This is a genomic window from Sphingomonas zeae (assembly GCF_014197135.1).
Classification (GTDB): domain Bacteria; phylum Pseudomonadota; class Alphaproteobacteria; order Sphingomonadales; family Sphingomonadaceae; genus Sphingomonas; species Sphingomonas zeae.
This window is the reverse complement of record NZ_JACIFA010000008.1, coordinates 73,424-91,495: the sequence shown is the minus strand read 5'-3', so window position 1 is coordinate 91,495 and position 18,072 is coordinate 73,424. Positions and strand designations below refer to the sequence as shown.

Below are 18,072 nucleotides of genomic sequence, written 5' to 3'. Positions count from 1 at the left end.
CTCCCCCATCCCCTCCCACTTACGGGAGGGGAGCGGCTAGAGGCGAGGGTTCACCATACAAACCGCCGTTCAGGCTGAGCCCTTCGGCTGGCTGGCAAGCCAGCCGCTCAGGGTAAACTTCGGCGCTTGGCGCCGAAGTCGAAGCCCACGCCACAACCTCGCCCCCTTACCGGCGGACCAGAGTCCCCGCCCCCTGCTTGGTGAAAATCTCCAGCAGCATCCCGTGCGGCACGCGGCCGTCCAGGATCACCGCCGCATCCACCCCGGCCTCGACCGCGGAGACGCAGGTTTCCAGCTTCGGGATCATCCCCCCCGAAATCGTCCCGTCGGCGCGCAGTTCGGCGATCCGCGCCGGGTTCAGGTCGGTCATCAGCTCGCCCTGCTTGTCCAGCACGCCCGCGACATCGGTCAGCAGGAAGAAGCGCGACGCGCCCAACCGCGCGGCGATCGCGCCCGCCATGGTGTCGGCGTTGATGTTATAGGTATGCCCGTCCAGCCCGATCGCGACCGGCGCGATGACCGGGATGATGCCATCGGCGCACAGGCTTTCGATCAGGCGCGGATCGACCGCAACCGGCTCCCCGACAAAGCCCAGATCGACATGCCGCTCGATCCCCTTCAACGGATCGGCTTCGCGTCCCTGCACCTTCTCGGCGATGACGAGCCCGGCGTCCTTGCCCGAGATGCCGACCGCGCGCCCTCCGGCGGCGGAAATCCAGCTGACGATTTCCTTGTTGATCGACCCCGCCAGCACCATTTCGGCGATCTGCGCGGTCTCCTTGTCGGTGACGCGCAGCCCGTTGACGAACTGCGACTCGACGCCCAGCCGCTTGAGCATCGCGCCGATCTGCGGACCGCCGCCATGGACCACGACCGGATTGATGCCGACCGCCTTCAGCAGCACCATGTCCTCGGCGAAATCGCGCTGCCGCTCGGGGTCGCCCATGGCGTGACCGCCATATTTCACCACGAAGGTCTTGCCCGCGTAACGTTGCAGATAGGGCAGCGCCTCGGTCAGCGTCTCGGCCTTGGCGAGCAGGGCGGCGTCGGGATCGTGGTTGGTCATGGCGCGCCCTTTATCGCGGGTCGGGAACGGGGAAAACCGCCAATCTGGCAAACAGGTCCTGGCGCGTCCTGGCGGCGGGTCCGTCAGGCGCGATCCAGCCGCCGCCCGATCGCGACGAACAGATAGATCAGCGGCGGCACCAGAACGGCGGACAATGTGACCTTGGCGATCATCTGCCCCACGATCAGCTGGCCGATCGGAAAGGCGCCGTAAAAGGCGATGGTGACGAACAGCAGCGTGTCGACCACCTGGCTCAACATGCTGGCCACCGCCGCGCGCAGCCAGAGCAGCTTGCTGCCTTCCCGACCCTTCAGCGCGGCGAAGATCGTGACGTTCAGCGTCTGCGACACGCCGTAAGCGACGATCCCGCCCAGCCAGATCCGCCAGGTCGACCCCAGGATCAGCTGGATCGCGTCGCGATTGGCGGGGACCATCTCGGGCGACGGCGGCAGGACCCAGACCACCCAGGACAGCGCCAGCGACACGAGCAGCGGCACGAACCCGACCCGGACCAGGCGACCCGCCGTCGAAGGCCCATGCAACTCCGCCACCGCGCTCGACGTCACGACCAGCAGCAGGAAGGCGAAGATCCCCGCCTCGACCGCGATCGGCCCCAGCGAGACCTGCTTGTTGCCCAGCACGCCCGCGATACACACCATGCCGCCGTAAAAGATCGACAGCGCGAACAGCGAGGGCGAGATCAGGAGGGGGCGAGCGGAAATATCGGGCTGGTCCATCGGCGACTGCTAGCGCGAAATCGGTACGGGGCAAAGGACTTGCGATCCTCCCCGGTACGGGGAGGGGGACCGCCGCGAAGCGGTGGTGGAGGGGGTTCTCTACAAGGGGTGTCATTCGCGGCACGCCCCCTCCACCATGCTGCGCATGGTCCCCCTCCCCTTGCAGGGGAGGAACACTTGCACCCCGCCGCGTGAACCGCTCTATTCCCCGCCGACACGGAAAAAGAGGGGGATCATATGCGGTTGGCGAAATGGCTCGGCGGGGTGGCGGCGACGCTGGCGATGCTGCCGGGTATCGCGGCGGCGCAAGGGAGGCCCGACCAAAAGGCGTTCTTCGGCCTCTACAAACAGCTGGTCGAAACCAATACCGCGCTGTCGGTGGGAAGCTGCACCCAGGCCGCGTCGCAGATCGCCGATCGGCTGAAGGCGGCGGGCTATAAAGACGCGGACATCACCCTGTTCTCGGTCCCCGAGCATCCCAAGGACGGCGGCATCGTCGCGGTCCTGCCCGGCACCGACAAGGCGTTGAAGCCGATGCTGTTGCTTGGCCATCTCGACGTGGTGGAGGCCAAGCGCGAGGACTGGACCCGCGATCCGTTCAAGCTGATCGAGGAGGATGGCTTCCTCTATGGTCGCGGCACGGTGGACGACAAGGCGATGAGCGCGGTCTGGGCCGATACGCTGATCCGCCTGAAAAAGACCCCGCCCAAGCGCACCATCAAGATGGCGCTGACCTGCGGCGAGGAAACGACCTTCGCGTTCAACGGCGCGGAGTGGCTCGCCAAGAACAAGCCCGACCTGATCGCGGCCGAATTCGTCCTGAACGAGGGGGGCGGCGGACGCCTCGACTCGGACGGCAAACGCGAGTTGCTGGCGGTGCAGGTCGGCGAGAAGGCGGCGCAGAACTACACCTTCCTCGCCACCAATCCGGGCGGCCACAGCTCGCAGCCGACGCCCGAAAACGCGATCTATGAGCTCGCCGATGCCGTGAAGGCGGTGCAGGGTTATGAATTCCCCATCCACCTGACCGACACCACCCGCGCCTTCCTGACCGCCACCGCGCAGAAGGTCGGCGGCCAGCTGGGCGGTGCGATCAACCGGCTGCTTGCCAATCCGAACGATCAGGCGGCGGATGCGATCGTCAGCCAGGACAAGGCGCTGCACTCGACGCTGCGCACCACCTGCGTCGCGACGCTGCTCCAGGCGGGCCATGCCGAGAACGCCCTCCCCCAGCGCGCGACCGCCAATATCAACTGCCGCATCTTCCCCGGCGAGACGGTCGAGGGCACGCTGGCGAAACTCAAGGAGCTGGCGGGTCCGAAGATCACCGTCACCGCCAACCAGCCGGTCCGCCCGACCGCCATCCCGCCCAAGCTGGATCCGAAGATCATCGGCCCGATGAAGACGCTGGCGGCCAAGCACTTCCCCGGCGTGCCCTTGGTCCCGATGATGTCGACGGGTGCTACCGATGGCATCTTCTTCCAGACGATCGGTATCCCCGTCTATGGCGCGCCGGGTATCTTCATCGAAAAGGACATGTCGGGTATCCACGGCCTGAACGAGCGTATCCGGGTCACGTCGCTCTATGACGGCCGGGATTATCTGTACGATCTGGTCCGGGCCTATGCCTATTGAGGAAAGCAGCGCCGCCCGTTCCCAACGGGCGGCGACGCCTCACCTCACGCGGGCTGGTGCACCGGCGGCAGGCGCAGGCGCATCGGCTGGGACAGCCAGCCCACCACCATGCGCCGCATCGGCTGCCAGAAGGCGGACAGGGTCAGCAGGGCCGAGCCGATGACGAAGGCGGTGAACGCCGCCCCCAGCTCGACCGCGCCTGCGCTGCGGAACAGCGAGTAGAGCGCGAACAGGACATAGACGAGGCTGGAGACGAGCAGCGCGCGCCGGTCCACCGCCAGAGCGATCCCGGCGAACAGCAGGTAGAGCGCGAGCACGATCACCGCGACGCCCGCGCCGATGTCGTTGTTGAACACGCCCAGCATCTGGAAGATCGGATGCGCGATCATCGGCGCGGCGGCCAGATGCAGCCAGAAGGCGACGTCGGCCCGCCGCGTCTCCCGCTTCGGATCGGACATGTCCCAGCGCATGGCCAGCGCGAAGACGCCGATCCCACAGACCAGCAGGATCGGCCAAACGCCCTGCTTGATGTCCGGGAACGCCGCCATCAACAGGCCTACCACGACCGCGACCTGCGCCGCCGCCCCTGCCGCAACGGTGATCGGCACCATGAACTGGCGCCAGTGCAGCCAAGCCGCCGCGGCCGAAACCAAACCCACGCCGGACATGGCCAGCGCGCCCGCCGTATCGCCGATATGCGGCCAGAGCGTGTCGACCAGGCCGATCAAGCCGCCCGCCACGCCGCCGACAAAGGCCAGCAGCAACAGGATGCTGGGCAAGGCCATGCGCCGCTTGCCCGTGAAGTAGAAGGCCAGCATCCACGCCGCGCCTGCGACAAAGGCGCCGCCCAGCCCATGGCTGATGCTGAAGCCGATCTGTCCCAGCGCCGCGAGCAGCAACGCGATCGCGATGGAGACGAAGATGTCGTTGAACCCGGTGAGCAGCCGGAAATGCTCCTCGTCGACGGCCGGCGCGGCATGGACCGTCGCGACGTGCCGCCTCAGCGCCGCCGCCGCATCGGACGAGATCGCCCCCGCCGCTACCGCGCCGTCGATGTCGCTCTCGCTGTACATGGACTCGTCTCCCCATTCGAGAAAGCGGGAGGATGTCGAATGTGTATTATTGTGTCAATACACATAGCAAAGCATCCGCTTTTCAAGCTGTCGCCCGGCATGGCCGAGGAAAGGATCATGACCCGGAGCTCTTCGCTTGCGACCCGCCTGCGAATGATCATGGGACGCATCATAGCCTTGGTCGTTTGCGCCTTGATCCGGGTGTCCTCGTTCATCCCGGATCGCCCAGGGCGTCGTGAAAACCTGCCAATTCGCTGAACGCGTCCGCCACGATCCGTTCAGATGAAACGGCGCAATATCTTCGGCATACGGGAGATTATGGTTCTGAGGCTATTGCCATGAAGATGCTCAAGACCGGATTGCTGGTGGCCCTTGCCAGCGGGGCCATGTTGTCGGCCACGGCGGCCAGTGCGCAGGATTGGCGCTATGACGCGTATCGCGCGCATCAGGCCGCGCGCGGAGCCGAAATCCACGCCTATCAGGCAGGACGTGATCAGCGGGCGGCGGACACGGCCGCCTATTATGGCGATTACCGCGCGGCCAGCGCCTATGCCCATGCCGCCGCCGTCCGTCGGCACGAAGCGCGGCGCGACGCGCATTTCGCGCGGGCCGAACGCCATGCCGCGCGCTGGGATTATTGGCGGGGCTATTGAGCCCCATCCCGAAAACGAAAAGGGCCGGCGCGAGGGATCGCACCGGCCCTTTTTCGAAGGTTCGACGAACGGCCGATCAGCCGTCGTAATCGGCACCCAGATTCTGATTGCGCGGCGGGGCGGCGGCGGTCAGGCGCAGCGCCTCGGCCGAGGCCTGCAGGCTGCCGACATCGTCCGCCTCGTCCTCGTCATCGATCTGGACGCGCTGCAGGCTGTTGACCACGGCTTCTTCCAGATGGGTCGGACGAACCGTTTCCTCGGCGATCTCGCGCAGGGCGACGACCGGATTCTTATCGCGGTCGCGGTCGACGGTCAGATCAGCCCCGCCCGAAATCTGACGAGCCCGCTGCGCCGCGAACAGCACCAGATCGAAACGGTTGGGAATCTTGTCGACGCAATCTTCGACGGTGACGCGCGCCATGCGTGTGTCCTTCGCAAATAATGCTGGGATGAAAGCGGGCCACCTAACAGCAAAGGCGCGACAAGTCAAAAGCCTTGGCGTGTGCAACGCCTCTGTCATGTCGATCGTTACGTTTTCGTCAGGACCACTTACCGCGAGGAGCCGCCACATTTCCGCCCCCCACCCGCCCGAGCAGCCAGGTTTTCAGGTCGACGGCCACCGCCTGACCCTGCTCGACACGGGGCCGCGGCGACTGGAGGCGGTGCTGGCGCTGATCGAGGGCGCGCGAACCTCGCTCCGCATCCTTTATTATATCTATGCCGATGACGAGACCGGGCGACGGGTGCGCGATGCGATGATCGCGGCCGCGCGCCGGGGCGTGGCCGTGTCGGTCATTGTCGACGGCTTCGGCGCGGGCGCGGACGAGGCGTTCTTCCGGCCATTGGTGGAGATAGGCGCCCGGCTGTCACGGTTCGAGCCGCGCTTCGGCCGCCGCTATCTGCTGCGCAACCATCAGAAGCTGGCGCTGGCGGATGCCGAAGGCCCCTCCCCGTCCATCATCATCGGCGGCTTCAATATCGAGGATGATTATTTCGGCACCCCCGCGGACCAGAGCTGGCGCGATCTGGGGCTGCTGGTCGAGGGTTCGGCGGCGGCACGCATGGCCGGCTATTTCGATGCGCTGTTCGCCTGGACGGAAAATCCCAGGGGCCGGCTGCGCGACCTGAACCGCGCGCTGGCACATTGGAGTGAATCGACGGGGCGGCTGCGCTGGCTGATCGGCGGCCCGACGCGGCGGCTGTCTCCCTGGGCGCGGACGGTGCGCGACGATATGCGGCAGGGCAAGCGGATCGACGTGATCGCGGCCTATTTCACCCCCAGCCCCACCATGCTCCGGCGCCTGGATCGGGCGGGGCGCCGCGAGGCCGAGGTGCGGATCGTGACGGCGGGCAAGTCGGACAATCAGGCGACGATCGCGGCGGCGCGCTTCACCTATGCCGGGTTGCTGCGCAAGGGCGTGCAGATCTTCGAATATCAGCCGACCAAGCTGCACACGAAATTATACGTCATCGACGATGCGGTCCATGTCGGCTCGGCCAATTTCGACATGCGCAGCCTGTTCGTAAATCTGGAGCTGATGCTCCGAATCGAGGACCCGGCCTTCGCCGCGCATGTCCGCGCCTATATCGACGGAGAGGTCGCACGGTCGGAAGCGATCACGCCCGACTGGTACAGGCGCCACACCGGCTGGTTCCAGCGGCTGCGCCAGTTCGCGGCCTATCTGCTGATCGCGGTGATCGACCCGTCGGTGTCGCGGGGGCTGAATTTCGGTATCGAGTCGCCGGAATGATCCTCCCCGGAACGGGGAGGTGGCAGGCCGCAGGCCTGACGGAGGGGGGCTTCCGTATAGGGCGTAGCTTGCGGCGCCCCCCCTCCACCACCGCTTCACGGCGGTCCCCCTCCCCGTGCCGGGGAGGAATGCGCTTTAGTCCTTCCAAGCCCAGTAAAGCTGCGCGGGGGGCACGTTCCACCATTCCATGTCGTGGTCGATATTGTCCCAGTGCGGAACCAGGAAGTCCTTCACCTTGGGGCTGAACTGATAGACCAGGAAGGCACCGCCGGGACGCAGCACGTCGTGCGTACCCTTGGCGATCGCCGGTCCCACGCCCGGCGGCAGGGTCGAGAAAGGCAGACCGGACAGGACGTAATCGGCATGATCGAAACCATGGTCCCGCACGATCTTCTGCACATCGGCCGCCGATCCGTTCACCGCCTTGAAGCGGGAATCGATAATGGTGTGGCGCAGATAATCGCAGAAATCGGCATTGGTATCGATCGCGATCAGCGTCGCGTCAGGGGCCATGCGCTCCAGGATCGGGCGGCAGAAGGTGCCGACGCCGGGTCCATATTCGACGAACAGCTTGGTATTGGCCCAGTCGACCGGACCCAGCATCTTGCGGATCAGCTTGCCCGACGAGGGAATGATCGAGCCCACCATCACCGGATGCTTCAGGAACTGCTGAAAGAACATCTGGCCGGGCGAGGGATAACCCGTGGCATCGGTGCGGGACTTGCGCGCGGCGGTGGTCGAGCTGGGCATCGAGTTCCTGTCGTTCGTGATCCCCGCGTAAGGGACGCGCGAGGGAAAGCCCCTCGTCGCACAGGTGCCGAACGACTTTCAAGCTATTGGGTTGCGCGACACGCGTACATTCCGTCGCAAAGCGGACGGGCAAAGGAGGGAATGGCGATGGATCGGACGGGCCAGATCGCGGTGATTTTCGTGTCGCAGCGGACAGTTGGCGATGCCGATGGTTATGCCCGGGCGGCCGAGGCGATGGACGCCCTCGCCGCGCGGCAACCCGGATTCTGTGGCACCGACAGCGCGCGCGGGGCGGACGGGTTCGGGATTACCGTCAGTTGGTGGGCGGATGAGGCAAGCGCGCTGGCGTGGCGGGCGCATCCCGAACATGCGGCGATCCGCGAGTGGGGGCGGGCGGAATGGTATTCGCGATATGAGGTCGCGGTGGCCAAGGTGGGGCGGAGTTATGAATGGGAGCAGCGTTAGTGCTGACGCCAATGCTCTCCGCAGGCACGCCCCTCTCGCAAGCGAGTTTCAGGTCGGTCATGCCCCCGGCATGACCTAAACGATGCGGGGCATCGTTTACCTGAAACTGGGATGGGGGAGGGATTGGAGTCTCAGCGAGACCATAGCTCGCGGCATAGCCCCCACCCCAAACCCCTCCCCCTGCCGGGAGGAGGGGCTTAAGTAGGAGGAAGGGCTCACGACGTTACGGCTGCTTGTCCCCTCTCGGCGTCAGCTGCCCCGGCGCAATAAACCCGATCGGCTGGATCGCAGCGGCCTCCTGCTTCAGCTTGGCGGCGATCTGTTCGTAATCGCGCTCCATCTCGGGCGTCACGCTGGCGCGCGCTTCGGTCAGGGCTTCGTCGAACGCCGCCATATCGACCTGGGTCGCGCCCGGCGACCTGCGCAGCGCGATCAGGCCTGCCCGGCGCACCACATCCCCCAGGTCGGCGCCGGTAAAGCGCTCGGTCCGTGCCGCCACATCGTCGAGGTCGACATCCGCCGCCAGCGGCATCTTGGCGGTCTGGATACCCAGAATCCGCCGCCGTCCCGCCTTGTCGGGCACGCCGACATAGATGAGTTCGTCGAACCTGCCGGGGCGCAGCAGCGCGGGATCGATCAGATTGGGTCGGTTGGTCGCGCCGATCACGACGACCGACTGCAACTCCTCCAGACCGTCCATCTCGGCGAGGATGGTGTTGACCACCCGCTCGGTCACCTGCGGCTCACCCAACCCCCCGCCGCGCGCGGGCACCAGCGAATCGAGCTCGTCGATGAAGATGACGGTCGGCGCGACCTGCCTGGCGCGGGCAAACAGGCGGGTGATCTGCTGCTCGCTTTCGCCATACCATTTGGACAGCAGGTCGCTTGATTTGGTGGCGATGAAATTCGCCTCCGCCTCGCGCGCCACCGCCTTGGCCAGCAAGGTCTTGCCGGTGCCCGGGGGGCCATAGAGCAGGAAGCCCTTGGCGGGCCGGATGCCGAGCCGCCGGAAGGCGTCGGGGTCCTTGAGCGGCAGCTCGACGCCTTCCTTCAGCTTCATCTGCGCGGTGTCGAGGCCGCCGACATCGTCCCAGCGGACACTGGGCGCCTGCACCATCACCTCGCGCATCGCCGAGGGCTGGACGCGCTTCAGCGCCTCCAGGAAATCCTCGCGCGTCACCGACAGCGTATCGAGCACTTCGGCGGGAATCGTCCGCTCCTCGAGGTTCAGGCGCGGCATGATCCGCCGCACCGCCTCGATCGCCGCCTCGCGGGTGAGCGCGGCCAGGTCCGCGCCGACAAAGCCGAAGGTGGTGCGCGCCAGCTCGTTCAAATCGACCTTGTCGCCCAGCGGCATACCGCGCGTATGGATGCCCAGGATTTCGCGCCGTCCGCGCTCGTCGGGCACGCCGACGACGATTTCACGGTCGAAGCGACCCGGCCGCCGGAGCGCTTCGTCGATCGCCTCGGGTCGGTTGGTGGCGGCGATGATGACCAGATTCGCCCGCGCCTCGAGCCCGTCCATCAGGGTCAGCAGCTGCGCCACGAGCCGCTTCTCCGCCTCGCCCTGCACCCGGTCGCGCTTGGGGGCGATCGAGTCGATCTCGTCGATGAAGACGATCGAGGGGGCCGACTTGGTCGCCTCCTCGAAAATCTCGCGAAGGCGCTGCTCGGACTCGCCATAAGCCGAGCCCATGATCTCGGGGCCATTGATCAGGAAGAACTGCGCATCCGATTCGTTCGCCACTGCCCGCGCCAGCCGCGTCTTGCCGGTGCCGGGCGGGCCATGGAGCAGCACGCCCTTGGGCGGCTCGACCCCCAGCCGCTCGAACAGTTCGGGATAGCGCAAGGGCAGTTCGACCATCTCGCGCAGCTGGTCGATGGTCGAGGCCATGCCGCCGATATCGTCATAAGTGACGTCGGCCCGGCGCGCCTCGCGCGGCTCTTCATATTCGGGACGCAGCTCGACCTCGGTATTCTCATCGATATGGACCACGCCCTTGGGGCTGGCCGCGACGACCGCGAGGCGGATCTCCTGAAGCGCATAGGCGGGCGCATTCATGAATTGCGCGACGCCCGGCGGCATGTTGGTGACGCGCTGCTGCCCCGCCGTCGCCACCACGTCGCCCTGGCATAGCGGCCGGTTGAAAAAGGTCCGCTTGAGCGCCTGGGCCGAGCCCTGCAGCCGCAGATTTTCCTGGGCGGGCGCGAAGACGACGCGGGTCGCGGGCTTCGATTCGACGCGGCGCACCTCGACGAAGTCGCCCGAGCCGACGCCCGCATTGGCGCGCTGCAACCCGTCGATGCGCAACAGGTCGAGACCCTCATCCTCCGGATAGGGGGCTACGGCGCGCGCGGGCGTCGCCTGCTTGCCGACGATCTCGACGACATCGCCCTCGGTGATGCCCAGTGCGGCCATCAGGCTGCGCGGAACATGGGCAAGACCTCGCCCGGAATCCTCGGGGCGGCTATTGGCCACCTGTATCTTGCGGGTCGGCGCGTCGCTGTCGGCCATGATCGTCCCTTGGCAAATATCTGAAACACGAAAGCGCGGGACTTGGGGGCGGGTTCCGGCGAGCGAAAGTGCGGGCGGCCGGACGGAGGCAAAAAAAAGGGCCGATCGAAACGACCAGCCCGAAAAGTTTTTAGGAGAGGATGCCTGAAAGGCCCGTTCCTTTTGCGCTGCGAAACGTTATGTTGCAAGTGCGAAAAGCTTGGTTATGAATGCAGTTTATGCAATCCTCTGACCGAGAGGATGTCAACGAGTACAGGTGCGGCATGCGCAGGCTCCCCCCGCTGGGTGCGATCGAAGCATTTGTCCAGGTCGTTCGCCTGGGCTCCATCAAGGCAGCGGCCGAGGAACTGGCGCTGTCCGCGCCCGCGCTGAGCCGCCGCGTGCAGACGCTGGAACGCTTCGTCGGCAAGCCGCTGTTCGCCAGACGGCATCAGGCGATGGTGCCCAATGAGGAAGGCCAGCGTCTGATGGAGCAGATCGCCCCCCTGCTCGACCAGCTATCCGACGCGGTGGAAGCGATGACCAGCGGACAGGAAGTGTTGCGCCTGCGACTCGGCGTGTTGCCGCTTTATGCGTCGCAGCGGCTGTTCCCGCATATGGGGCTGCTCCGTGCGGCGCATCCCGAACTGCATCTCGACATCGATACCGCCGGGCATGGCATTGCCCGGCTGGGCGAAGGGCTGGATGCGGTGATCGCGCTGGGCCGTGAGATCGACCCGACGCTCTATGCCAAGCGGCTCGACCGCAACAAAGTCTATGTCATCGGCGCGAAGCGCCTGCTCGAAGGCCCTGACCCGCTGCTCCGCCCGGAGCAGATGAACGGGATGACGGCCCTCCTCCACCGCGAGATGCCCGATGCCTTTACCGCCTGGTGCCAGGCCGCCGGTCTGAACGAGATCAAGCCCAAGGCGATCGATTTCTTTGATTCGGGCGGTCTGATGCTGGAGGCGGTGGCGCAAGGACTGGGCGTCGCTTTCATGCACGCCAGCCATTTCGAGCACGCGCACGACCCGCGCCTGGTCCGGCTGTTCGATATCGAAGTCGACAGCCCCTATAGCCACTGGTTCGTCTGCCGCCCCCGCGCGCTTCAGCAAAAGTCGGTGAAGCTGTTCCACGACTGGCTGATCGCCACGCTGTACCCGGAAGCGGCCTGACTACTCCAACGCCGCCACAAGCACGCCCCTCCCGCAAGCGAGTTTCAGGTCGGTCATGCCCCCGGCATGACCTAAACGATGCGGGGCATCGTTTACCTGAAACTGGAATGGGGGAGGGAAAGTCACGGGCGATGGTCTCCATGAGACTCCCGGCCCTCCCCCCGGCCCCCTCCCGCCTGCGGGAGGGGGAGCAGAACCAACGACAAAAAGCCGCGCGTCCGGACGGACGGCGGCTTCACGCCTTCAAGCATTCGCAGGGCGCCGCGGTCGGCGCCCTGATGCGAATTACTTGATCTTGGCTTCCTTGAACTCGACATGCTTGCGCACGACCGGGTCGTACTTGTTGAAGCTCAGCTTCTCGGTCTTGGTGCGCGGGTTCTTCTTGGTGACGTAAAAGAAGCCGGTATCAGCCGAGCTGACGAGCTTGATCTTGACGGTGGTCGGCTTGGCCATGACCTGGTTCCTGTATGCGTGAAAAAGCGAAAGCGGCAGCCGAAGCCGCCGCTATATAAGGGCGGTGCATGGCCCATATGCCCGCGCGAGTCAAGCAATTCACCCGATTTAAGCCCCTCTTTACGGGCAACAGCCTATGGTAACGGTGCCACTTACCGCTATCGGGCGGCCATGAGAGGGATGACCATCAGGATGGAGCCGGGCGAATCACCCGACAGGGGCTTCCAGGGGGATAGCGGCGTTGCCGAGATTCGCATCCAGCTCTGCGCGCGGATCGCTGCGCTCGACGTGTCCGCGCCCTATGTGCGGCCCGTTGAGCTGATCGATGGGGTGGAGGCGATTCGCCGCATCGCCCATCGGCATGGACTGGCCCCCGCCGTCACTGTCACCCATTTTATCGACCGCGCCCTGATGCGGGAGCAAAACAGGGCGCCGGTCCATGGCTGGTTCGCGATCCTGAGTGATGCGATCACCAGCGAGCGACAGGATTGGCAGACCGCGAACGACTTTGCCGAGGCCTGTTCGGTGCGTCTGTCTAGCTGATGGATGCGTTGATGATCGTCCTGGTCGTCACGCTGCTGTCGCAGGCGGGCGGACGACTGAGCGGTTTTGCCGAGCGCCTGGCGGAACGGACCGGTCGCGCCATGCCGGTGCTGGCCGGGGTGATGCTGGCACAAGGCATCTTGGCGGTGGTGGCGATCCGGATCGGGATCATGCTGGGTCCACAGGTGACGCCCGAAACCCGCACCCTTCTGCTGGCCGTCGCGCTGACGCTGGTGGGCATCGGCATGATGGGGCGGTTGCCGCGCCCCGGCTCGCCGTTCGGCTCGGTCCATCTGGGCGTGTTCGGGATCGCGACGCTGGGCGCGGGGTGGATCCTATTGATGGAATCGGGGCCGGTGCTGATCGCGATCGCCGCCGCCCGGTCTCCCCTGCCCTGGGCCGCATGGCCCGGGGCGATGCTGGGCTTGGCGGGGGCGCTGCTGCCCGCGATCCTGCTGGGCACGCGGGAGTGGCGGCGGCTGGCCTGGCGCGCGATCCGGGTGTTCGGCGGCGCGGCCCTGATCCTGAGCGGGATTATCGTCGGGCTATCGGTCAAGGGATTGATTTAGGCGATCGATCAGACAGTGCAGGCTTTTGTCCATGGACATGGAAGGAGCCATTGCGCCATCGGATCGTTTACGCAACGAACCATTTTCCGACAGCTGGAGTATGTCCATGTCCGATATCAACCCGGCACTCGATACGCCGACCGACCTCAACCGCAACGCGACCGCCAGCGTCGCCGACGCGCTGAACGGCGCGCTGGCCGATTGCTATGCGCTCTACCTGAAGACCAAGAATTTCCATTGGCACGTTTCGGGTCCGCATTTCCGCGACTATCACCTGATGCTCGACGATCAGGCGACGCAGATCCTGGGCGTGACCGACGCCATTGCCGAGCGGGTACGCAAGACGGGCAACGTCACGCTGCGCTCGATCGGCGATATCGCGCGCCGCCAGACCATTGTCGACAATGACCGCGAATTCGTGGCGGCCGCCGACATGCTGATCGAACTGCGCGACGACAATCTGAAGCTCGTCGAGCGTTTCCGCACCGTCAAGGATGCCGCGGAAGAGGCCAAGGACAATGCCACCAGCGGCATCGTCGACGAATGGACCGATCAAGCCGAGGAACGCGCCTGGTTCCTGTTCGAGGCGGGCCGCAAGGGCTGATTGCTCCGGCATCGTGGATCAAGCAAAGGCCCCGGTCGACGCTGGGGCCTTTCTCGCATCCCCCAATGACGGGCTTATCTCACAGGGGAGCCGGCAGCCAGACCGGTTCGAATTGCGGTCGCCGGGGTGGCAGCGGCGAGATGTCGCGCAGCGCGGCCAGGTTTAGCAGGCGGATCCGATGCCCCTCGCGGGAGACCAGCCCGTCCGCTTCCATAGCCCGGATGGTGCGGTTGACGTGTACCGCGGTCAGGCCGAGCAGGTCGCCCATCACTTCCTGGGTCAGCGGTAGGTGAAAGCTGTCATCCTGAACCAGTCCGATCGGACTGAGCCGGGCGTGCAGATCGACCAGCAGCCGCGCCAGCTGCTCGCGCGCCGAGGCGTTGCGGGTGACGGCCAGCACGTCCATCAGCGTCAGCCGCTCCATCTGCACCGCCACGGTGAACAGTGCGGCCAACCGCGGCGCCTCGGTAAAGAGTTGACCGATCCGTTCATAGGGCACGAAGGCCGTCACCGCCTCGGTAATGGCGGTCAGTGTGTCGGCGGCCTTGGGCAGGACCATGCTGGGCGTGCCCAACATATCGCCGGGCAAATGGATTTTCTGGATCAACCGATGCCCGCTGCGCAGCAGGATCGACGAGCTGATCCAGCCCCGCAGATGCAGGTGGAATCCGCTCAGCACATCCCCCTCGTGCTGAAAGGTCTCGCCGCGCCGCCGGACAACCTCGGCGTCGCCCAATGTCAGCAACCGCCGCTCCTCTTCGGGGGTCAGGCGGCACATGGCTTGGAAACGATGGATCGGATAGGGCATGATGACAGCGCTCTTTCCACGGCGTTGCCGCGCTTGCCAATGGACTTGGCATAATATCCAAAAAATCGGAGCCCGGCCGCCCCCGTTTTATCCGGGATCATCCGTAACTGGAACACCAACCCGACTGGCCGGTTAATCCCCTATCAGGTCAAGAGGATTGCCCCATGCTCAAGCTTGCCATCACCTTTCTTGTCGTCGGATTGATCCTCGGCGCCCTCGGCTTCGGTGGCATCGGCGGCGCGTTCGTCGGTATCGCCAAGATCCTGTTCTTCATCGCGATCGCGCTGTTCGTGATCTTCCTGGTGCTCGGGCTGGTCGCGGGCAAGTCGGTGAAGAACGCGATAGACTGACGCGCCGGTGCGCGACTTTGCGGGCTTGCTCGACGCGCTGATCTACACGCGGTCGCGCAATGCCAAGCTGAAACTGGTCGCCGATTACCTCGCCGCCACGCCCGACCCCGACCGGGGTTGGGCAATGGCCGCGTTGACGGGCGATCTCGACCTGCCCGGCGTCAAGCCCGCGCTGATCCGCGCGTTGATCGAACAGCGGGTCGATCCCGTCCTGTTCCGGATGAGCCGCGACTATGTCGGCGACACGGCCGAGACGGTCGCGCTGCTCTGGCCCGCGCCCGACCGGCCGCTCGACCCCCAACCCCTCTCGGTCGGCGCGGTGGTCGAGCGGTTGCGGCATCTGTCGCGCTCGGACGCGCCCGCCGTCCTGGCCGATATGCTCGACCGGCTGACGGCCGAGGAGCGGTTCGCGCTTTTGAAGATGGCGACCGGCGGCCTTCGCATCGGCCTGTCGGCGCGGCTGGCCAAAACCGCCTTCGCGGAAGCTTTCGGGCTGGATGTCGAGGCGGTGGAAGAAGTCTGGCACGGCCTGTCGCCACCCTATGCCGAACTCTTCGCCTGGGGCGAGGGCAAGGGTGCGCAGCCCACGCCCGCCGACGTGCCCGTCTTTCGCCCCTTCATGCTGGCGCATCCGCTGGAGGATCTTCGCGTCAACCTGGCCGATTATGCCGCCGAATGGAAATGGGACGGCATCCGGGTGCAGATCGTCCATGTCGCGGGGCAGACGCGGCTTTACAGCCGGACGGGCGACGATGTGACCCATGCCTTTCCCGATGTGGCGAGCGCCTTCGATGCGATCGGCGCGGTGGACGGCGAGTTGCTGGTCAAGGGCGAGCATCAGGGCGGCACGCTGGAGGATGGCGGGGGGGCCGCCAGCTTCAACGCGTTGCAACAGCGGCTGGGCCGCAAGACGGTGTCGGCAAAGATGCTGGCCGACTATCCGGCCTTCGTCCGGCTCTACGACATATTGGTCGACGGGACCGAGGATGTCCGCGCCCTCCCCTGGACGGAGCGGCGGCGGCGGCTGGAGGCGTTTGCCGCCAAGCTCGATCCCGACCGCTTCGACGTCAGCGCGGTGATCGAGGCGGAGGATTTCACGGCCCTTGAAGGCCTGCGTGCCACCGCCCGCGACGCCGCGATCGAGGGGGTGATGCTCAAGCGGCGTGACTCTCCCTATAGCGGCGGCCGGCGTGTGGGACTGTGGTACAAATGGAAGCGCGATCCGCTGACTGCCGATTGCGTGATGATGTATGCGCAGCGCGGCAATGGCCGGCGCTCGAGCTATTATAGCGATTACACCTTTGGCTGCTGGACCGAGGGTGGCGAGTTGCTGCCGGTCGGCAAGGCCTATTCGGGGATCACCGACGAGGAGCTGCGACAGCTCGACCACTTCGTGCGTGCGCATACCGTCCAGCGCTTCGGACCCGTTCGCGAGGTGGAAAAGACGCTGGTGCTGGAGATCGCGTTCGATTCGATCCATGAGTCGAAACGGCACAAGTCCGGTGTCGCGATGCGCTTCCCCCGCATCGCCCGCATCCGTACCGACAAACCCGCCGCCGAGGCGGACCGCGTGGAGACGTTGAAGCGGTTGGTGACGTAGGGAACGTTATTCCTCCCCTTGCAGGGGAGGAATAGGAGGTCAGTCGCCGACGCGCTCGATGTCCGCACCGACCGCCGACAGCTTCTCTTCCAACCGCTCGTAACCGCGATCCAAATGGTACACGCGGCTCACCGAGGTTTCGCCCTCCGCCGCCAGACCCGCCAGGATCAGGCTCATCGAGGCGCGCAGATCGGTCGCCATCACCGGCGCGCCGGTGAGCTTCTCGACACCCTTCACCATCGCGGTGCGACCATGCACCTGGATATCCGCGCCCATCCGCGCCAGCTCGGGCACATGCATGTAGCGGTTTTCGAAGATCGTCTCGGTCAGCGTGCTGGTGCCCTGCGCCATGCACAGCATCGCCATGAACTGCGCCTGCATGTCGGTGGCGAAGCCCGGATAGGGCGCGGTCGACAGGGTCAGCGGCTGGAGCGGGCCATGCGCGGTGATGCGGATCGAATCGCGCTTCTCCTCGACGGTGACGCCGGCCTCGGTCAGCGCGGCGAGCGTCGCGCGCATATCCTCGGCGGAGGCGCCGACCAGCTCGAGGTCGCCGCCGGTGATCGCAGCGGCACAGGCATAGCTGCCCGCCTCGATCCGGTCGGGCATCACCGAATAGGTTGCGCCGTGCAGCCGGTCGACACCTTCGATGGTCAGCGTCTCGGTGCCGACGCCGTCGATCCGCGCGCCCATCGCAATCAGCAGGCGGCACAGGTCGACGATCTCGGGCTCGCGCGCCGCATTGCCCAGCACCGAGGTACCCTTGGCCGTCACGGCGGCCATCAAGGCATTCTCGGTCGCGCCGACCGACACCACCGGGAAGGTGTAGCGTCCGCCCGACAGGCGCCCGCCCGGGGCGCTGGCCTTGACGTAACCGGCGGTCAGCTCGATCTCCGCGCCAATGGCTTCGAGCGCCTTCAGGTGCAGGTCGATCGGGCGGTTGCCGATCGCGCAGCCGCCGGGCAGCGACACCCGCGCCTCGCCTGCCCGCGCAAGGATGGGGCCGAGCACCAGGATCGACGCACGCATCTTGCGCACGATGTCATAGGGCGCCTCGGTCGAGAAGAGCTGGCCCGCCCGGATCGTCATGACCCGGCCGAAATCCTCCGGTCGCGTGCCCTCGACCCGCGTCGACGCGCCGATCTGGTTGAGCAGATGGCCGAACCCGTCGACATCGGCCAGGCGCGGCAGGTTGCGCAGCGTGACCGGCTCATCGGTCAGGATCGCGCAGGGCATCAGGGTGAGCGCGGCATTCTTCGCGCCCGAGATTTTCAGGCGGCCCGACAGCCGGTTGCCGCCGCGAATAAGGATACGGTCCATAGACCCGTCCTCCTAGCGGACCAGCG

Annotated in this window: 19 protein-coding genes; 10 read left to right on the top strand and 9 right to left on the bottom strand. The window is 66.0% G+C overall.

Features of this window, described 5'->3' with window-relative positions:
• Positions 1–166 precede the first annotated feature (166 nt).
• Entirely contained in the window at positions 167–1,066 is a 900-nt protein-coding gene (argB, locus tag GGR45_RS12940; RefSeq protein WP_175311174.1) for an acetylglutamate kinase, read from the bottom strand.
• A gap of 83 nt (positions 1,067–1,149) precedes the next feature.
• Complete coding sequence (locus GGR45_RS12935) at positions 1,150–1,803, bottom strand: queuosine precursor transporter (RefSeq protein ID WP_175311173.1); 654 nt, start codon at positions 1,801–1,803, stop codon at positions 1,150–1,152.
• 237 nt (positions 1,804–2,040) lie between these two features.
• Between GGR45_RS12935 and GGR45_RS12930 the strand changes: the two genes are divergently transcribed.
• On the top strand, positions 2,041–3,438 hold the full coding sequence (locus GGR45_RS12930) for a M20/M25/M40 family metallo-hydrolase (RefSeq protein WP_175311172.1): 1,398 nt from the start codon (positions 2,041–2,043) through the stop codon (positions 3,436–3,438).
• Positions 3,439–3,482: 44 nt separating this feature from the next.
• Here GGR45_RS12930 and GGR45_RS12925 read toward each other — a convergent pair whose 3' ends face one another.
• A complete protein-coding gene (locus GGR45_RS12925) occupies positions 3,483–4,511 on the bottom strand; it encodes a hypothetical protein (protein ID WP_175311171.1) in 1,029 nt (342 codons plus the stop codon).
• Between the two features lie 338 nt (positions 4,512–4,849).
• Here GGR45_RS12925 and GGR45_RS12920 point away from each other — a divergent pair, with 338 nt between their 5' ends.
• Entirely contained in the window at positions 4,850–5,164 is a 315-nt protein-coding gene (locus GGR45_RS12920; RefSeq protein WP_175311170.1) for a hypothetical protein, read from the top strand.
• A gap of 76 nt (positions 5,165–5,240) precedes the next feature.
• On the opposite strand, the gene rpoZ is transcribed toward GGR45_RS12920, so the two are convergent.
• Complete coding sequence (gene rpoZ / locus GGR45_RS12915) at positions 5,241–5,585, bottom strand: DNA-directed RNA polymerase subunit omega (RefSeq protein WP_042486773.1); 345 nt, start codon at positions 5,583–5,585, stop codon at positions 5,241–5,243.
• A gap of 97 nt (positions 5,586–5,682) precedes the next feature.
• Between rpoZ and GGR45_RS12910 the strand changes: the two genes are divergently transcribed.
• A complete protein-coding gene (locus GGR45_RS12910; protein ID WP_246358215.1) occupies positions 5,683–6,915 on the top strand; it encodes a phospholipase D-like domain-containing protein in 1,233 nt (410 codons plus the stop codon).
• 135 nt (positions 6,916–7,050) lie between these two features.
• Here GGR45_RS12910 and GGR45_RS12905 read toward each other — a convergent pair whose 3' ends face one another.
• Positions 7,051–7,665 (bottom strand): class I SAM-dependent methyltransferase, encoded by a 615-nt coding sequence (locus GGR45_RS12905; RefSeq protein ID WP_175311169.1) that lies wholly within the window; start codon positions 7,663–7,665, stop codon positions 7,051–7,053.
• 141 nt (positions 7,666–7,806) lie between these two features.
• Here GGR45_RS12905 and GGR45_RS12900 point away from each other — a divergent pair, with 141 nt between their 5' ends.
• Positions 7,807–8,130: an antibiotic biosynthesis monooxygenase family protein gene (locus tag GGR45_RS12900; RefSeq protein WP_175311168.1), complete on the top strand. Its 324-nt coding sequence runs from the start codon at positions 7,807–7,809 to the stop codon at positions 8,128–8,130.
• Positions 8,131–8,353: 223 nt separating this feature from the next.
• On the opposite strand, the gene GGR45_RS12895 is transcribed toward GGR45_RS12900, so the two are convergent.
• Positions 8,354–10,645: a CDC48 family AAA ATPase gene (locus GGR45_RS12895; protein ID WP_175311167.1), complete on the bottom strand. Its 2,292-nt coding sequence runs from the start codon at positions 10,643–10,645 to the stop codon at positions 8,354–8,356.
• Positions 10,646–10,908: 263 nt separating this feature from the next.
• Here GGR45_RS12895 and GGR45_RS12890 point away from each other — a divergent pair, with 263 nt between their 5' ends.
• The gene (locus GGR45_RS12890; protein WP_175311166.1) at positions 10,909–11,799 is read left to right on the top strand and encodes a LysR substrate-binding domain-containing protein; all 891 of its coding nucleotides are present in this window, start codon (positions 10,909–10,911) and stop codon (positions 11,797–11,799) included.
• Positions 11,800–12,084: 285 nt separating this feature from the next.
• Here GGR45_RS12890 and rpmG read toward each other — a convergent pair whose 3' ends face one another.
• A complete protein-coding gene (gene rpmG, locus GGR45_RS12885; protein ID WP_007407030.1) occupies positions 12,085–12,252 on the bottom strand; it encodes a 50S ribosomal protein L33 in 168 nt (55 codons plus the stop codon).
• A gap of 180 nt (positions 12,253–12,432) precedes the next feature.
• On the opposite strand from rpmG, the gene GGR45_RS12880 reads away from it, so the two are divergent.
• The 3 genes from GGR45_RS12880 to GGR45_RS12870 all read left to right on the top strand — a co-directional run bounded on the left by GGR45_RS12880 (position 12,433) and on the right by GGR45_RS12870 (position 13,968).
• Positions 12,433–12,795 carry a hypothetical protein gene (locus GGR45_RS12880; RefSeq protein ID WP_246358214.1) on the top strand — a complete coding sequence of 121 codons (363 nt, stop codon included), beginning with the start codon at positions 12,433–12,435 and terminating at the stop codon, positions 12,793–12,795.
• A gap of 11 nt (positions 12,796–12,806) precedes the next feature.
• Positions 12,807–13,364 (top strand): TMEM165/GDT1 family protein, encoded by a 558-nt coding sequence (locus GGR45_RS12875; protein ID WP_175311165.1) that lies wholly within the window; start codon positions 12,807–12,809, stop codon positions 13,362–13,364.
• A gap of 106 nt (positions 13,365–13,470) precedes the next feature.
• Positions 13,471–13,968 (top strand): Dps family protein, encoded by a 498-nt coding sequence (locus tag GGR45_RS12870; protein ID WP_415640769.1) that lies wholly within the window; start codon positions 13,471–13,473, stop codon positions 13,966–13,968.
• Between the two features lie 79 nt (positions 13,969–14,047).
• On the opposite strand, the gene GGR45_RS12865 is transcribed toward GGR45_RS12870, so the two are convergent.
• Positions 14,048–14,776, bottom strand: a complete 729-nt coding sequence (locus GGR45_RS12865; protein WP_175311163.1) for a Crp/Fnr family transcriptional regulator — start codon at positions 14,774–14,776, stop codon at positions 14,048–14,050.
• A gap of 164 nt (positions 14,777–14,940) precedes the next feature.
• On the opposite strand from GGR45_RS12865, the gene GGR45_RS12860 reads away from it, so the two are divergent.
• Both GGR45_RS12860 and GGR45_RS12855 read left to right on the top strand, forming a co-directional pair.
• Positions 14,941–15,126: a DUF1328 domain-containing protein gene (locus tag GGR45_RS12860; RefSeq protein ID WP_007407044.1), complete on the top strand. Its 186-nt coding sequence runs from the start codon at positions 14,941–14,943 to the stop codon at positions 15,124–15,126.
• Between the two features lie 7 nt (positions 15,127–15,133).
• Positions 15,134–16,726, top strand: coding sequence for a cisplatin damage response ATP-dependent DNA ligase (locus GGR45_RS12855; RefSeq protein ID WP_175311162.1), 1,593 nt, complete (start codon positions 15,134–15,136; stop codon positions 16,724–16,726).
• 39 nt (positions 16,727–16,765) lie between these two features.
• Here GGR45_RS12855 and murA read toward each other — a convergent pair whose 3' ends face one another.
• Complete coding sequence (gene murA / locus GGR45_RS12850; RefSeq protein ID WP_175311161.1) at positions 16,766–18,046, bottom strand: UDP-N-acetylglucosamine 1-carboxyvinyltransferase; 1,281 nt, start codon at positions 18,044–18,046, stop codon at positions 16,766–16,768.
• Positions 18,047–18,072: the final 26 nt, after the last annotated feature.